Consider the following 13,870-nt stretch of genomic DNA (forward strand, 5'->3'; position numbering starts at 1 on the left):
ACGATGGCGAAACTGCATGATTACTACAAAGACGAAGTAGTCGCTAAACTCATGACTGAGTTTAACTACAATTCTGTCATGCAAGTCCCTCGGGTCGAGAAGATCACCCTGAACATGGGTGTTGGTGAAGCGATCGCTGACAAGAAACTGCTGGATAACGCAGCAGCTGACCTGACAGCAATCTCCGGTCAAAAACCGCTGATCACCAAAGCACGCAAATCAGTTGCAGGCTTCAAAATCCGTCAGGGCTATCCGATCGGCTGTAAAGTAACTCTGCGCGGCGAGCGCATGTGGGAGTTCTTTGAGCGCCTGATCACTATTGCTGTACCGCGTATCCGTGACTTCCGTGGCTTGTCCGCTAAGTCTTTCGACGGCCGTGGTAACTACAGCATGGGTGTCCGTGAGCAGATCATCTTCCCAGAAATCGACTACGATAAAGTCGACCGCGTTCGTGGTTTGGATATTACCATTACCACTACTGCGAAATCTGATGAAGAAGGCCGCGCTCTGCTGGCTGCCTTTGACTTCCCGTTCCGCAAGTAAGGTAGGGTTACTTAATGGCTAAGCAATCAATGAAAGCACGCGAAGTAAAGCGCGTGGCTTTAGCTGATAAATTCTTCGCTAAACGCGCTGAACTGAAAGCTATCATCTCTGATGTGAACGCAACCGACGAAGATCGTTGGAACGCTGTTCTCAAGCTGCAGACTCTGCCGCGTGATTCCAGCCCGTCTCGTCAGCGTAATCGCTGCCGTCAAACAGGTCGTCCGCATGGTTTCCTGCGGAAGTTCGGGTTGAGCCGTATTAAGGTCCGTGAAGCCGCTATGCGCGGTGAAATCCCGGGTCTGAAAAAGGCTAGCTGGTAATTGTCACCAATTGAATCACGGGAGTAAAGACAGATGAGCATGCAAGATCCGATCGCGGATATGCTGACCCGTATCCGTAACGGTCAGGCCGCGAATAAAGCTGCGGTCACCATGCCTTCCTCCAAGCTGAAAGTGGCAATTGCCAACGTGCTGAAGGAAGAAGGCTTTATTGAAGATTTTAAAGTTGAAGGCGACATCAAGCCGGAACTGGAACTGACTCTTAAGTATTTCCAGGGTAAAGCTGTTGTAGAAAGCATTCAGCGTGTCAGCCGCCCAGGTCTGCGCATCTACAAACGTAAAGATGAGCTGCCGAAAGTTATGGCGGGTCTGGGTATCGCAGTTGTTTCTACCTCTAAAGGTGTTATGACTGATCGTGCAGCGCGCCAGGCTGGTCTTGGTGGCGAAATTATCTGCTACGTAGCCTAATCGGAGGAAAAAATGTCTCGTGTTGCTAAAGCACCGGTCGTTGTTCCTGCCGGCGTTGATGTTAAAGTCAACGGTCAGGTTATTACGATCAAAGGTAAAAATGGCGAGCTGACTCGTACTCTCAACGATGCTGTTGAAGTTAAACATGCAGATAATGCTCTGACCTTCGGTCCGCGTGATGGTTACGTAGACGGATGGGCTCAGGCTGGTACCGCGCGTGCCCTGCTGAACTCAATGGTTATCGGTGTTACCGAAGGCTTCACTAAAAAGCTTCAGCTGGTTGGTGTAGGCTATCGTGCAGCGGTTAAAGGGGATGTAGTAAACCTGGCTTTAGGTTTCTCTCATCCTGTTGAACATAAGCTGCCGGCCGGTATCACTGCAGAATGTCCGACTCAAACTGAAATCGTGCTGAAAGGCGCTGATAAGCAGGTGATCGGCCAGGTTGCAGCAGATCTGCGCGCCTACCGTCGTCCTGAGCCTTATAAAGGCAAGGGTGTTCGTTACGCCGACGAAGTCGTGCGTACCAAAGAGGCTAAGAAGAAGTAAGGTAACACTATGGATAAGAAATCTGCTCGTATCCGTCGTGCGACCCGCGCACGCCGCAAGCTCCAGGAGCTGGGTGCAACTCGCCTGGTGGTACATCGTACCCCGCGTCATATTTACGCACAGGTAATTGCTCCGAATGGTTCTGAAGTTCTGGTAGCTGCTTCTACTGTAGAAAAAGCTATCTCTGAACAACTGAAGTACACCGGTAACAAAGACGCGGCTGCAGCTGTGGGTAAAGCTGTTGCTGAACGCGCTCTGGAAAAAGGCATCAAAGATGTTTCCTTTGACCGTTCCGGGTTCCAATATCATGGTCGTGTCCAGGCACTGGCAGATGCTGCCCGTGAAGCTGGCCTTCAGTTCTAAGGTAGAGGTGTAAGATGGCTCACATCGAAAAACAAGCTGGCGAACTGCAGGAAAAGCTGATCGCGGTAAACCGCGTATCTAAAACCGTTAAAGGTGGTCGTATTTTCTCCTTCACAGCTCTGACTGTAGTTGGTGATGGTAACGGTCGCGTTGGTTTTGGTTACGGTAAAGCGCGTGAAGTTCCAGCAGCGATCCAGAAAGCGATGGAAAAAGCCCGTCGCAACATGATTAACGTCGCGCTGAACAACGGCACCCTGCAACACCCGGTTAAAGGTGTTCACACGGGTTCTCGTGTATTCATGCAGCCAGCTTCCGAAGGTACCGGTATCATCGCCGGTGGTGCAATGCGCGCCGTTCTGGAAGTTGCTGGGGTTCATAACGTTCTGGCTAAAGCATACGGTTCCACCAACCCGATCAACGTGGTTCGTGCAACTATTGATGGCCTGGAAAATATGAATTCTCCAGAAATGGTCGCTGCCAAGCGTGGTAAATCCGTTGAAGAAATTCTGGGGAAATAAACCATGGCAAAGACTATTAAAATTACTCAAACCCGCAGTGCAATCGGTCGTCTGCCGAAACACAAGGCAACACTGCTTGGCCTGGGTCTGCGTCGTATTGGTCACACCGTAGAGCGCGAGGATACTCCTGCTGTTCGTGGTATGGTCAACGCGGTTTCCTTCATGGTTAAAGTTGAGGAGTAAGAGATGCGTTTAAATACTCTGTCTCCGGCCGAAGGCTCCAAAAAGGCGGGTAAACGCCTGGGTCGTGGTATCGGTTCTGGCCTCGGTAAAACCGGTGGTCGTGGTCACAAAGGTCAGAAGTCTCGTTCTGGCGGTGGCGTACGTCGCGGTTTCGAGGGTGGTCAGATGCCTCTGTACCGTCGTCTGCCGAAATTCGGCTTCACTTCTCGTAAAGCGATGATCACCGCAGAGATCCGTCTCTCCGATCTGGCTCACGTAGAAGGCGATGTAGTAGACCTGAACGCGCTGAAAGCGGCAAACATTATCGGTGTCCAGATCGAGTTCGCGAAAGTGATCCTGTCTGGTGAGGTAACTCGTCCGGTAACTGTTCGTGGCCTGCGTGTGACTAAAGGTGCTCGTGCTGCTATCGAAGCTGCTGGCGGTAAAATTGAGGAATAAGTAGCAGATGGCTAAACAACCGGGATTAGATTTTCAAAGTGCCAAAGGTGGCCTTGGCGAACTGAAACGCAGACTTCTGTTTGTGGTCGGTGCGCTGATAGTGTTCCGTATTGGCTCTTTTATTCCGATCCCTGGTATTGATGCCGCTGTACTTGCCAAACTGCTTGAGCAACAGCGAGGCACCATCATTGAAATGTTCAACATGTTCTCTGGTGGTGCTCTCAGCCGTGCTTCTATCTTTGCACTGGGGATTATGCCGTATATCTCGGCATCTATCATCGTGCAGCTGCTGACGGTGGTTTACCAACCGCTGGCAGAGCTGAAGAAAGAAGGGGAGTCTGGTCGTCGTAAGATCAGCCAGTACACCCGCTACGGTACTCTGGTGCTGGCGATATTCCAGTCGATCGGTATTGCTACCGGTCTGCCGAATATGCCTGGTATGCAGGGCCTGGTGATTAATCCAGGCTTTGCGTTCTATTTCACCGCTGTTGTAAGTCTGGTCACAGGGACTATGTTCCTGATGTGGCTCGGCGAACAGATCACTGAACGCGGTATCGGTAACGGTATCTCGATCCTGATCTTCGCCGGGATCGTTGCGGGACTCCCGCCGGCCATCGCCCATACTATCGAGCAAGCGCGTCAAGGCGACCTGCACTTCCTCCTGTTGCTGTTGGTTGCAGTATTAGTATTTGCAGTGACCTTCTTTGTTGTATTCGTTGAACGTGGTCAACGCCGCATTGTGGTAAACTACGCGAAACGGCAGCAGGGTCGTCGTGTCTATGCTGCACAGAGCACACATTTACCGCTGAAAGTGAATATGGCGGGGGTAATCCCGGCAATCTTCGCTTCCAGTATTATACTGTTCCCGGCAACCATCACGTCATGGTTCGGGGGTGGTACTGGTTGGAACTGGCTGACAACAATTTCGCTGTATTTGCAGCCTGGGCAACCGCTTTATGTGTTACTCTATGCGTCTGCAATCATCTTCTTCTGTTTCTTCTACACGGCGTTGGTTTTCAACCCGCGTGAAACAGCAGATAACCTGAAGAAGTCCGGTGCATTTGTACCAGGAATTCGTCCGGGAGAGCAAACGGCGAAGTATATCGATAAAGTGATGACTCGCCTGACTCTGGTTGGTGCGTTGTATATTACTTTTATCTGCCTGATCCCGGAGTTCATGCGTGACGCGATGAAAGTGCCGTTCTACTTCGGTGGGACATCGCTGCTTATCGTTGTTGTCGTGATTATGGACTTTATGGCTCAAGTGCAAACTCTGATGATGTCCAGTCAGTATGAGTCTGCATTGAAGAAGGCGAACCTGAAAGGCTACGGCCGTTAAAACTGGTCGCCCGAGAAGTTACGGAGAGTAAAAATGAAAGTTCGTGCTTCCGTCAAGAAATTATGCCGTAACTGCAAAATCGTTAAGCGTGATGGCGTCATCCGTGTGATTTGCAGTGCCGAGCCGAAGCATAAACAGCGCCAAGGCTGATTTATTCGCATATTTTTCTTGCAAAGTTGGATTGAGCTGGCTAGATTAGCCAGCCAATCTTTTGTATGTCTGTACGTTTCCATTTGAGTATCCTGAAAACGGGCTTTTCAGCATGGTACGTACATATTAAATAGTAGGAGTGCATAGTGGCCCGTATAGCAGGCATTAACATTCCTGATCACAAACATACCGTAATCGCTTTAACCGCTATTTTCGGTATCGGCAAAACCCGTTCTAAAGCTATCTGCGCTGAAACGGGCATCGCTGAAAATGTTAAGATCAGTGAGCTGTCTGAAGAACAAATTGATATTCTGCGTGAAGCAGTAGGTAAATTTGTCGTTGAAGGTGATCTGCGCCGTGAAATCACCCTGAGCATCAAGCGTCTGATGGACCTTGGTTGCTACCGTGGTTTACGCCATCGTCGTGGTCTTCCGGTTCGCGGTCAGCGTACCAAGACCAACGCACGTACCCGTAAGGGTCCGCGTAAACCGATCAAGAAATAATCGGGGTGATTGAATAATGGCAAAGGCACCAGTTCGTGCACGTAAGCGTGTAAGAAAACAAGTCTCTGATGGCGTGGCTCATATCCATGCTTCTTTTAACAACACCATCGTTACTATCACTGATCGTCAGGGTAACGCACTGGGTTGGGCAACAGCCGGTGGTTCCGGTTTCCGTGGTTCTCGCAAATCCACTCCGTTTGCAGCTCAGGTTGCAGCAGAGCGTTGCGCAGAAGCCGTAAAAGAATACGGCATCAAGAATCTGGAAGTTATGGTCAAAGGTCCGGGTCCGGGTCGCGAATCTACCATTCGTGCACTGAACGCCGCTGGTTTCCGCATCACTAATATTACTGATGTGACTCCGATCCCTCATAACGGTTGTCGTCCGCCGAAAAAACGTCGCGTATAACGCTACGTTTTCCAGGTTAGTTGGAGAAAGAAAATGGCAAGATATTTGGGTCCTAAGCTCAAGCTGAGCCGTCGTGAGGGCACCGACTTATTCCTTAAGTCTGGCGTTCGCGCGATCGATACCAAGTGTAAAATTGAACAAGCTCCTGGCCAGCACGGTGCGCGTAAACCGCGTCTGTCTGACTATGGTGTGCAGTTGCGTGAAAAGCAAAAAGTTCGCCGTATGTACGGTGTGCTGGAGCGTCAGTTCCGTAACTACTATAAAGAAGCAGCACGTCTGAAAGGCAACACCGGTGAAAACCTGTTGGCTCTGCTGGAAGGTCGTCTGGACAACGTTGTATACCGTATGGGCTTCGGCGCCACTCGTGCTGAAGCACGCCAGCTGGTTAGCCACAAAGCGATTATGGTAAACGGTCGTGTTGTTAACATCGCTTCTTATCAGGTTAAAGCGAATGACGTTGTCAGCATTCGTGAGAAAGCGAAAAAGCAATCTCGCGTGAAAGCCGCTCTGGAGCTGGCTGAGCAGCGTGAAAAGCCAACCTGGCTGGAAGTTGATGCTGGCAAGATGGAAGGTACGTTCAAGCGTCAGCCGGAGCGTTCTGATCTGTCTGCGGACATTAACGAACACCTGATCGTCGAGCTTTACTCCAAGTAAAGCTTAGTACCAAAGAGAGGACACAATGCAGGGTTCTGTGACAGAGTTTCTAAAACCGCGCCTGGTCGATATCGAGCAAGTGAGTTCGACGCACGCCAAGGTGACCCTTGAGCCTTTAGAGCGTGGCTTCGGCCATACTCTGGGTAACGCACTGCGCCGTATTCTGCTCTCATCGATGCCGGGTTGCGCGGTGACCGAGGTTGAGATTGATGGTGTACTGCACGAGTACAGCACCAAAGAAGGCGTTCAGGAAGACATCCTTGAAATCCTGCTCAACCTGAAAGGGCTGGCGGTGAGAGTTCAGGGTAAAGATGAAGTCATCCTTACTTTGAATAAATCTGGCATTGGCCCTGTGACTGCAGCCGACATTACCCACGACGGTGATGTCGAAATCGTCAAGCCGCAGCACGTGATTTGCCACCTGACTGATGAGAACGCTGCTATTAGCATGCGTATCAAAGTTCAGCGCGGTCGCGGTTATGTGCCGGCTTCTGCCCGAATTCATTCGGAAGAAGATGAGCGCCCAATCGGCCGTCTGCTGGTCGACGCCTGCTACAGCCCTGTAGAGCGTATTGCCTACAATGTTGAAGCTGCGCGTGTAGAACAGCGTACCGACCTGGACAAGCTGGTCATCGAAATGGAAACCAACGGCACAATCGATCCTGAAGAGGCGATTCGTCGTGCGGCAACCATTCTGGCTGAACAACTGGAAGCTTTTGTTGACTTACGTGATGTACGTCAGCCAGAAGTGAAAGAAGAGAAACCAGAGTTCGATCCGATCCTGCTGCGCCCTGTTGACGATCTGGAATTGACTGTCCGCTCTGCTAACTGCCTCAAGGCAGAAGCTATCCACTATATCGGTGATCTGGTACAGCGTACCGAGGTTGAGTTGCTGAAAACGCCGAACCTGGGTAAAAAATCTCTTACTGAGATTAAAGACGTGCTGGCTTCCCGTGGACTGTCTCTGGGCATGCGCCTGGAAAACTGGCCACCAGCAAGCATTGCTGACGAGTAACCGGATCACAGGTTAAGGTTTTACTGAGAAGGATAAGGTCATGCGCCATCGTAAGAGTGGTCGTCAACTGAACCGCAACAGCAGCCATCGCCAGGCTATGTTCCGTAACATGGCAGGTTCGCTGGTTCGTCATGAAATCATCAAGACGACCCTGCCGAAAGCGAAAGAACTGCGTCGCGTAGTTGAGCCGCTGATTACTCTTGCCAAGACTGATAGCGTTGCTAATCGTCGTCTGGCATTCGCCCGCACTCGTGATAACGAGATCGTGGCAAAACTGTTTAACGAGCTGGGCCCGCGTTTCGCGAGCCGCGCCGGTGGTTACACTCGCATTCTGAAGTGTGGCTTCCGTGCAGGCGACAACGCGCCGATGGCATACATCGAGCTGGTTGATCGTGCTGAGCCGAAAGCAGAAGCTGCTGCAGAGTAATCTGTAGTAACGTAAAAAAACCCGCCCCGGCGGGTTTTTTTATATCTACCGCATCCCCACTTCACTACACTATCTGTACTCTTTTTGTTCATCCCCCGGAGCCGTAGAATGTGGTTACTGGATCAGTGGGCGGAACGCCATATCCTCGATGCCCAAACTAAAGGTGAGTTCGATAACTTACCCGGCAGCGGCGAACCGCTGACTCTCGATGACGATTCGCATGTGCCGGCGGAGCTGCGGGCAGGTTATCGCCTTCTGAAGAATGCTGGATGCCTTCCCCCGGAGCTGGAGCAGCGAAGAGAAGCGGTGGCACTGGCTGATTTACTGAAGGGCGTCCGCCAGGACGATCCTCGTCATGCTGAACTGAGCAAACGGCTTGCCTTGCTCGAACTGAAGCTTCGTCAGGCTGGTCTGAGTACCGACTTTTTACGCGGTGAGTATGCCGAGGCTTTGCTACAAAGAATGAACCAGGAGTAAATATGTATCGTATTGGTGAGCTGGCTAAGCTGGCTGACGTCACGCCAGATACCATCCGTTATTATGAGAAACAGCAAATGATGGATCATGACGTGCGCACCGAGGGAGGATTTCGTCTTTACTCGGATAACGATCTTCAGCGGCTACGCTTTATTCGCTATGCCCGTCAGCTGGGCTTCACTCTGGAAGCGATCCGCGAATTATTGTCGATCCGTATCGATCCGGAGCACCATACCTGCCAGGAATCGAAAGGGATCGTTCAGGCGCGATTAAGCGAAGTCGAGGCGCGGATCAAAGAGTTGCAGACGATGCGTCGCTCTCTGCAGCGGCTTAATGATGCCTGCTGTGGGACTGCGCACAGTAGTGTTTATTGTTCGATCCTTGAGGCCCTTGAACAAGGCGCCAGCAATGGCGGTACGGGACGTTGATTTTTTCATCGCGCGGATCTACACTCGCGCGGAATTCACACATGCACTGGAGTTTATATGAGTCGCTATCAGCATACTAAAGGGCAAATTAAAGATAACGCCATTGAGGCACTTCTCCACGATCCGTTATTCAGGCAGCGTGTAGAGAAAAACAAGAAAGGGAAAGGAAGCTATCAACGTAAAGATAAACATGCAGGAAGGATTGACCGGGAGGCCAGTGGCAAGCAAGCGAATCGCTTTTTTACCACTGGCCTTCTGCTTTCGGTGCTGATTAAGAACGGTTGTTTTGCTCTTTCAGCAGATCGCGAATTTCGCTCAGCAGGACTTCTTCTTTAGAAGGAGCTGGCGGCGCCGCCGGAGCCTCTTCTTTCTTACGATTTAACTTATTCATCAGTTTAATCGCCATGAAGATGGCAAACGCGACGATGATGAAATCGAAAACGTTCTGAATGAATACCCCATAATGCATCACGACAGCCGGGACATCGCCCTGGGCATCACGTAGCGTGACGGCAAACTGTTTAAAATCGATCCCGCCAATCAACAGGCCGAGTGGTGGCATAATAATATCTGCGACCAGCGATGAAACAATTTTACCGAATGCTGCACCGATGATCACACCCACTGCCAAATCGACAACGTTCCCGCGCATCGCGAATTCGCGAAACTCTTTTAAAAAACTCATTTTATTCTCCTTGTGCCAGCTGACGTTGTAAGTTTAACAAATGTATTTTCATTTGCCATTCCCAGTAGATAGTTACCGCAAAATATTAACCTTTGAATAATAAGGGATAATAAAAAGGCGCCTGTTCGGCGCCCTGGGAATTACAGGAAGAAAGGACTTGGCTGGAACAGCCTTTCTACATCGGAAATAAACTTCTTATCGGTCAAAAACATGATCACATGATCGCCCTGCTCGATCCGCAGATTATTATTCGCGATCATTACGTCGTTGCCCCGCACAACGGCGCCGATGATCGTACCTGGCGGCAGCTTGATCTCATCGATCGAACGCCCGACCACCCGGGAGGTGCTCTCATCACCGTGCGCCACGGCCTCAATCGCTTCGGCAACACCGCGGCGAAGGGAGGAGACGCCGACAATATCGGCTTTACGAACATGGCTGAGGAGTGCGGAAATTGTGGCCTGTTGAGGTGATATCGCGATATCAATGACACTGCCCTGGACCAGATCCACGTAGGCTCTGCGCTGGATCAGCACCATCACTTTTTTCGCGCCCATTCGCTTTGCCAGCATCGCCGACATAATGTTTGCTTCATCGTCGTTAGTGACGGCAATAAACAGGTCCACCTGGTCAATATGCTCTTCAGCCAGCAGCTCCTGGTCCGATGCATCACCGTAGAAGACGATTGTATGCTGCAGCTTTTCCGCAAGCTCAGCGGCTCGCTGCTGATTACGTTCGATAAGCTTGACGCTGTAATCTTTTTCCAGCTTATGGGCCAGACCCGCGCCAATATTGCCCCCGCCGACCAGCATAATACGCTTATACGGCTTTTCCAGTCGCTGCAGTTCGCTCATGACCGCGCGAATATGCTGCGAGGCGGCAATAAAGAATACTTCATCGCCGGCTTCCACAATCGTCGAACCCTGTGGGCGAATAGGACGATCGTGGCGGAAAATAGCGGCCACACGCGTATCGATATGCGGCATATGCTCCCGCATGGTGGACAACGCATTCCCTACCAGCGGACCACCGTAATAGGCTTTTACTACGGCGAGGCTGACTTTCCCTTCGGCGAAGTTCACGACCTGCAGCGCGCCGGGATATTCGATCAGCCGGTGAATATTGTCGATGACCAGCTGTTCCGGAGCGATTAAGTGATCGATAGGCACCGCTTCAGAATTGAAGAGCTTATCCGCATCACGAACGTAATCTGGCGCACGAATACGCGCAATACGGTTTGGGGTATTGAATAATGAGTAGGCGACCTGACAGGCCACCATATTGGTTTCATCCGAACTGGTGACCGCTACCAGCATATCGGCATCATCGGCCCCCGCCTCGCGCAGTACGCGAGGGTGAGAGCCATGTCCCTGGACGACACGCAGGTCGAACTTATCCTGCAGGCTGCGCAGACGGTCGCCATTGGTATCAACCAGCGTAATATCATTGTTCTCGCCGACAAGGTTTTCCGCCAGCGTGCCGCCGACCTGGCCGGCGCCCAGAATAATAATCTTCATCTGCAGTGACCCATTAATTCCGACGTTTGATTAGCTTAGCGTAAAAGAAGCCATCACCTTCTTCCGGGCCCGGCAGATTTTGCTGCCCGGGGCTCGCCGGCGTACCGGTTGCATGAAGTTCAGCATCCGGGGTTCGTGCGAGGAAGGCGGAAATTTGCTGACTATTCTCTTCCGGCAGAATAGAACAGGTAGCGTAAACCAGCGTACCGCCTGGTTTCAGGTGCTCCCAGGTGGCATTCAGGATCTCGGCCTGCAGCTGGGTTAACTCGGCGATATCCCGATCCCGGCGCAGCCATTTGATATCCGGATGGCGGCGAATGACGCCGGTGGCGGAGCAGGGGGCATCCAGCAGAATACGATCGAACTGTTCGTTGCCACACCACTGCTCAGGGAAGCGACCATCGCCCTGTTTGACTTCGGCTTTCATGCCCAGCCGTTTCAGGTTGTCATAGACGCGTGACAGACGCTGTTCATCAATATCCACCGCCATGACCTGAGCCTGCGGGGCAACCTCCAGAATATGCGTCGTCTTGCCGCCCGGTGCGGCGCAAAGATCGAGAATGCGTTCGCCATTTTCCGGCAGCAGGTAGCGCATACAGCCCTGGGCCGAGGCATCCTGGACGGTGACCCAGCCTTCGGCAAAACCTGGCAACGCATGGACTGGGGCAGGGGTGGCCAGACGCACGGCGTCGGGATAGTCAGGATGGGTGAAGCCCTCTAAGCCGGCCTCTTTAAGCAGAGCAAGCCATTCATCCCGGGAATGATGGTTGCGGTTAACGCGCAGCCACATCGGCGGGCGCTGGTTGTTCGCATCGACGATCTCCTGCCACTGCTGCGGCCAGGCCTGCTGCAGGCGTTTCAGCAGCCATTTGGGATGAAGATAGCGGTTTTCATGCTCAGCAAATTCGACTAATAACGCTTCCTGCTGGCGCTGGAACTGGCGTAGCACGCCGTTGATCAGCCCTTTAAGCTGCGGGCGTTTAATGGCCACCGCGCCTTCTACCGTTTCCGCCAGTGCGGCATGCGGAGGAATACGGGTATAGAGCAACTGATAAAGCCCAACCATGATCAGAAAATGCACGGTGCGCTGTTTGCCGGTCATCGGACGCGCCATCAGCTTGTTGATAAGCCACTCAAGCTGACTGAGCGTACGCAATACGCCAAAGCACAGCTCCTGCAACAGCGCTTTGTCTTTATCGCTGACTTTCTGCTGCAGAGGGGGCAGAACGTTGCTCAAAGACTGACCTTGTTCTACCACTTGCTCGATAGCCTGGGCGGCCAGACTGCGTAAGTTTATTTTGTTTTTCATAAGCGCAAAAATAAAAATGCCCGGCTAACCCGGGCTTTTAAAGAGACAACCGTCAGGCGAGACGGGTACCAGGGATGAACCACTCCCGGCGGGAATTGAGTAAGTCCTGCGAGCTCATCGCTTTTTTACCCGCTGGCTGTAGTGATTCCAGACTGAGGATCCCATCACCCGTGGCGACCTGAATACCCTGCTTGGTTGCTGCCACTATTGTTCCCGGCTCGGCGTGCGTGGCTTCGGCAATAACCGATGCCCGCCAGACTTTGACTGGCTGCCCGTCAATCTCCAGCCAGCTCATTGGCCAAGGATTAAACGCCCGGATGCAACGTTCCAGCTGTGCAGCGGAAAGCGACCAGTCGATGCGGGCCTCTTCTTTACTCAGCTTCTCGGCATAACTGACGAGTGACTCGTCCTGGACTTCAGGCTGTGCCGTTCCGTTTGCCAGTTGCGCTAAGGTTGTCAGCAGTCCCTGTGGGCCGAGGCCGGCCAGCTTATCGTACAGGCTGCCGCTGGTATCCTCAGCGGTAATGGGGCAGGAAAGCTTATACAGCATGTCACCCGTATCAAGGCCGACGTCCATCTGCATGATGGTCACGCCGGTTTCGCTATCGCCCGCCCACAGCGAACGCTGGATCGGCGCGGCGCCACGCCAGCGCGGCAGCAGGGAGCCATGAACGTTGATGCAGCCCAGACGCGGCATCTCAAGCACCGCTTTTGGCAGGATCAGACCATACGCCACCACCACCATGATATCGGCGCCTAAATCGGCGACGAGCTGTTGGTTCTCCTGCGGACGAAGAGACGATGGCTGGAATACGGGGACGTCATGGGCTTCAGCCAGCACTTTTACCGGGCTCGGCATCAATTTTTTGCCGCGTCCCGCGGGACGGTCTGGCTGAGTAAACACGCCAACGATCTGATGTTCAGACGACAACAACGCGTCAAGATGACGCGCTGCAAAATCGGGGGTGCCGGCGAAAATGATACGTAGTGAATGTGACACGGTATTCCTTGTTATCAGGCACGGGAACGTAAACGATCCAGTTTCTCAACCTTCTGACGAATGCGCTGTTGTTTGAGCGGTGACAGATAGTCAATAAACAGTTTGCCAACCAGGTGATCCATTTCATGCTGGATACAGATCGCCAGCAGGCCATCGGCCTCCAGCTCAAACGGCTTACCGTCGCGATCCAGCGCACGGATCTTCACTTTTTCCGCACGGGGTACCAGAGCACGCTGTTCCGGAATGGACAAGCAGCCTTCTTCAATACCGGTTTCGCCGTCTTTTTCCAGCAGCTCCGGGTTGATTAACACCAGCCGCTCTTCACGATTTTCCGACACATCGATCACGATGATGCGCTGATGGATATCGACCTGGGTTGCGGCCAGACCGATGCCTTCCTCGGCGTACATGGTGTCGAACATATCATCGACGATACGCTGAATTTCCGCATTCACTTCTTTGACCGGCTCGGCGACTTTGCGAAGGCGCTCGTCCGGAATATGTAACACTTGCAAAACTGCCATAAAGTTCCAGAGTCGTATTCAGGAGTTGATAAGATTATTAGCTCTATTCTAGACAAAACCCCCTGCAATTGACAGTCTCACTGTCCAATCGCAAAGATT

Annotated in this window: 23 protein-coding genes; 18 read left to right on the forward strand and 5 right to left on the reverse strand. The window is 52.2% G+C overall.

Going from position 1 to position 13,870, the window contains the following annotated elements; translation table 11 throughout:
- The first annotated feature begins 3 nt into the window (after nt 1-3).
- The 18 genes from rplE (at nt 4) to SP68_RS25905 (ending at nt 9,072) form a co-directional block, all read left to right on the forward strand.
- Nucleotides 4-543: a 50S ribosomal protein L5 gene (rplE, locus tag SP68_RS02015; RefSeq protein ID WP_003031123.1), complete on the forward strand. Its 540-nt coding sequence runs from the start codon at nt 4-6 to the stop codon at nt 541-543.
- 14 nt (nt 544-557) lie between these two features.
- The gene (gene rpsN, locus SP68_RS02020; RefSeq protein ID WP_002919667.1) at nt 558-863 is read left to right on the forward strand and encodes a 30S ribosomal protein S14; all 306 of its coding nucleotides are present in this window, start codon (nt 558-560) and stop codon (nt 861-863) included.
- A gap of 33 nt (nt 864-896) precedes the next feature.
- Nucleotides 897-1,289 carry a 30S ribosomal protein S8 gene (rpsH, locus tag SP68_RS02025; RefSeq protein WP_008807048.1) on the forward strand — a complete coding sequence of 131 codons (393 nt, stop codon included), beginning with the start codon at nt 897-899 and terminating at the stop codon, nt 1,287-1,289.
- Between the two features lie 12 nt (nt 1,290-1,301).
- The gene (rplF, locus tag SP68_RS02030) at nt 1,302-1,835 is read left to right on the forward strand and encodes a 50S ribosomal protein L6 (RefSeq protein WP_008807049.1); all 534 of its coding nucleotides are present in this window, start codon (nt 1,302-1,304) and stop codon (nt 1,833-1,835) included.
- A 9-nt stretch (nt 1,836-1,844) separates the two neighbouring features.
- Nucleotides 1,845-2,198, forward strand: a complete 354-nt coding sequence (gene rplR / locus SP68_RS02035; RefSeq protein WP_006817270.1) for a 50S ribosomal protein L18 — start codon at nt 1,845-1,847, stop codon at nt 2,196-2,198.
- Between the two features lie 14 nt (nt 2,199-2,212).
- Nucleotides 2,213-2,716 (forward strand): 30S ribosomal protein S5, encoded by a 504-nt coding sequence (gene rpsE, locus SP68_RS02040; RefSeq protein ID WP_000940121.1) that lies wholly within the window; start codon nt 2,213-2,215, stop codon nt 2,714-2,716.
- 3 nt (nt 2,717-2,719) lie between these two features.
- Nucleotides 2,720-2,899 carry a 50S ribosomal protein L30 gene (gene rpmD, locus SP68_RS25895; RefSeq protein WP_001140434.1) on the forward strand — a complete coding sequence of 60 codons (180 nt, stop codon included), beginning with the start codon at nt 2,720-2,722 and terminating at the stop codon, nt 2,897-2,899.
- 3 nt (nt 2,900-2,902) lie between these two features.
- Nucleotides 2,903-3,337: a 50S ribosomal protein L15 gene (gene rplO / locus SP68_RS02045; RefSeq protein ID WP_002919516.1), complete on the forward strand. Its 435-nt coding sequence runs from the start codon at nt 2,903-2,905 to the stop codon at nt 3,335-3,337.
- 7 nt (nt 3,338-3,344) lie between these two features.
- Nucleotides 3,345-4,676 carry a preprotein translocase subunit SecY gene (gene secY / locus SP68_RS02050; protein WP_008807050.1) on the forward strand — a complete coding sequence of 444 codons (1,332 nt, stop codon included), beginning with the start codon at nt 3,345-3,347 and terminating at the stop codon, nt 4,674-4,676.
- Between the two features lie 33 nt (nt 4,677-4,709).
- The gene (gene rpmJ / locus SP68_RS25900) at nt 4,710-4,826 is read left to right on the forward strand and encodes a 50S ribosomal protein L36 (RefSeq protein WP_000868187.1); all 117 of its coding nucleotides are present in this window, start codon (nt 4,710-4,712) and stop codon (nt 4,824-4,826) included.
- A 146-nt stretch (nt 4,827-4,972) separates the two neighbouring features.
- Nucleotides 4,973-5,329 carry a 30S ribosomal protein S13 gene (gene rpsM, locus SP68_RS02055; RefSeq protein WP_002919259.1) on the forward strand — a complete coding sequence of 119 codons (357 nt, stop codon included), beginning with the start codon at nt 4,973-4,975 and terminating at the stop codon, nt 5,327-5,329.
- A gap of 16 nt (nt 5,330-5,345) precedes the next feature.
- The gene (rpsK, locus tag SP68_RS02060; protein ID WP_004388621.1) at nt 5,346-5,735 is read left to right on the forward strand and encodes a 30S ribosomal protein S11; all 390 of its coding nucleotides are present in this window, start codon (nt 5,346-5,348) and stop codon (nt 5,733-5,735) included.
- A 33-nt stretch (nt 5,736-5,768) separates the two neighbouring features.
- Nucleotides 5,769-6,389, forward strand: coding sequence for a 30S ribosomal protein S4 (gene rpsD, locus SP68_RS02065; RefSeq protein WP_002919224.1), 621 nt, complete (start codon nt 5,769-5,771; stop codon nt 6,387-6,389).
- Between the two features lie 25 nt (nt 6,390-6,414).
- Nucleotides 6,415-7,404: a DNA-directed RNA polymerase subunit alpha gene (locus SP68_RS02070; RefSeq protein WP_002919219.1), complete on the forward strand. Its 990-nt coding sequence runs from the start codon at nt 6,415-6,417 to the stop codon at nt 7,402-7,404.
- A gap of 40 nt (nt 7,405-7,444) precedes the next feature.
- Nucleotides 7,445-7,831, forward strand: a complete 387-nt coding sequence (rplQ, locus tag SP68_RS02075) for a 50S ribosomal protein L17 (RefSeq protein WP_002919206.1) — start codon at nt 7,445-7,447, stop codon at nt 7,829-7,831.
- Nucleotides 7,832-7,939: 108 nt separating this feature from the next.
- Complete coding sequence (locus SP68_RS02080) at nt 7,940-8,308, forward strand: DnaJ family domain-containing protein (protein ID WP_008807052.1); 369 nt, start codon at nt 7,940-7,942, stop codon at nt 8,306-8,308.
- Nucleotides 8,309-8,310: 2 nt separating this feature from the next.
- Complete coding sequence (zntR, locus tag SP68_RS02085; RefSeq protein ID WP_008807053.1) at nt 8,311-8,736, forward strand: Zn(2+)-responsive transcriptional regulator; 426 nt, start codon at nt 8,311-8,313, stop codon at nt 8,734-8,736.
- A gap of 57 nt (nt 8,737-8,793) precedes the next feature.
- Nucleotides 8,794-9,072 carry an alternative ribosome-rescue factor A gene (locus SP68_RS25905; protein ID WP_008807054.1) on the forward strand — a complete coding sequence of 93 codons (279 nt, stop codon included), beginning with the start codon at nt 8,794-8,796 and terminating at the stop codon, nt 9,070-9,072.
- On the opposite strand, the gene mscL is transcribed toward SP68_RS25905, so the two are convergent.
- The 5 genes from mscL to def form a co-directional block, all read right to left on the reverse strand.
- Entirely contained in the window at nt 9,008-9,421 is a 414-nt protein-coding gene (gene mscL / locus SP68_RS02090; protein ID WP_004145325.1) for a large-conductance mechanosensitive channel protein MscL, read from the reverse strand. The genes SP68_RS25905 and mscL overlap by 65 nt on opposite strands.
- A gap of 140 nt (nt 9,422-9,561) precedes the next feature.
- On the reverse strand, nt 9,562-10,938 hold the full coding sequence (trkA, locus tag SP68_RS02095; RefSeq protein WP_008807055.1) for a Trk system potassium transporter TrkA: 1,377 nt from the start codon (nt 10,936-10,938) through the stop codon (nt 9,562-9,564).
- 13 nt (nt 10,939-10,951) lie between these two features.
- Entirely contained in the window at nt 10,952-12,247 is a 1,296-nt protein-coding gene (rsmB, locus tag SP68_RS02100) for a 16S rRNA (cytosine(967)-C(5))-methyltransferase RsmB (protein ID WP_040968910.1), read from the reverse strand.
- 52 nt (nt 12,248-12,299) lie between these two features.
- Nucleotides 12,300-13,247: a methionyl-tRNA formyltransferase gene (gene fmt, locus SP68_RS02105; protein ID WP_008807057.1), complete on the reverse strand. Its 948-nt coding sequence runs from the start codon at nt 13,245-13,247 to the stop codon at nt 12,300-12,302.
- Between the two features lie 14 nt (nt 13,248-13,261).
- Nucleotides 13,262-13,771 (reverse strand): peptide deformylase, encoded by a 510-nt coding sequence (gene def / locus SP68_RS02110; RefSeq protein ID WP_008807058.1) that lies wholly within the window; start codon nt 13,769-13,771, stop codon nt 13,262-13,264.
- Between the last annotated feature and the right edge of the window lie 99 nt (nt 13,772-13,870).

The sequence above is a fragment of the Klebsiella variicola genome (assembly GCF_000828055.2).
GTDB classification, from domain to species: Bacteria; Pseudomonadota; Gammaproteobacteria; order Enterobacterales; family Enterobacteriaceae; genus Klebsiella; species Klebsiella variicola.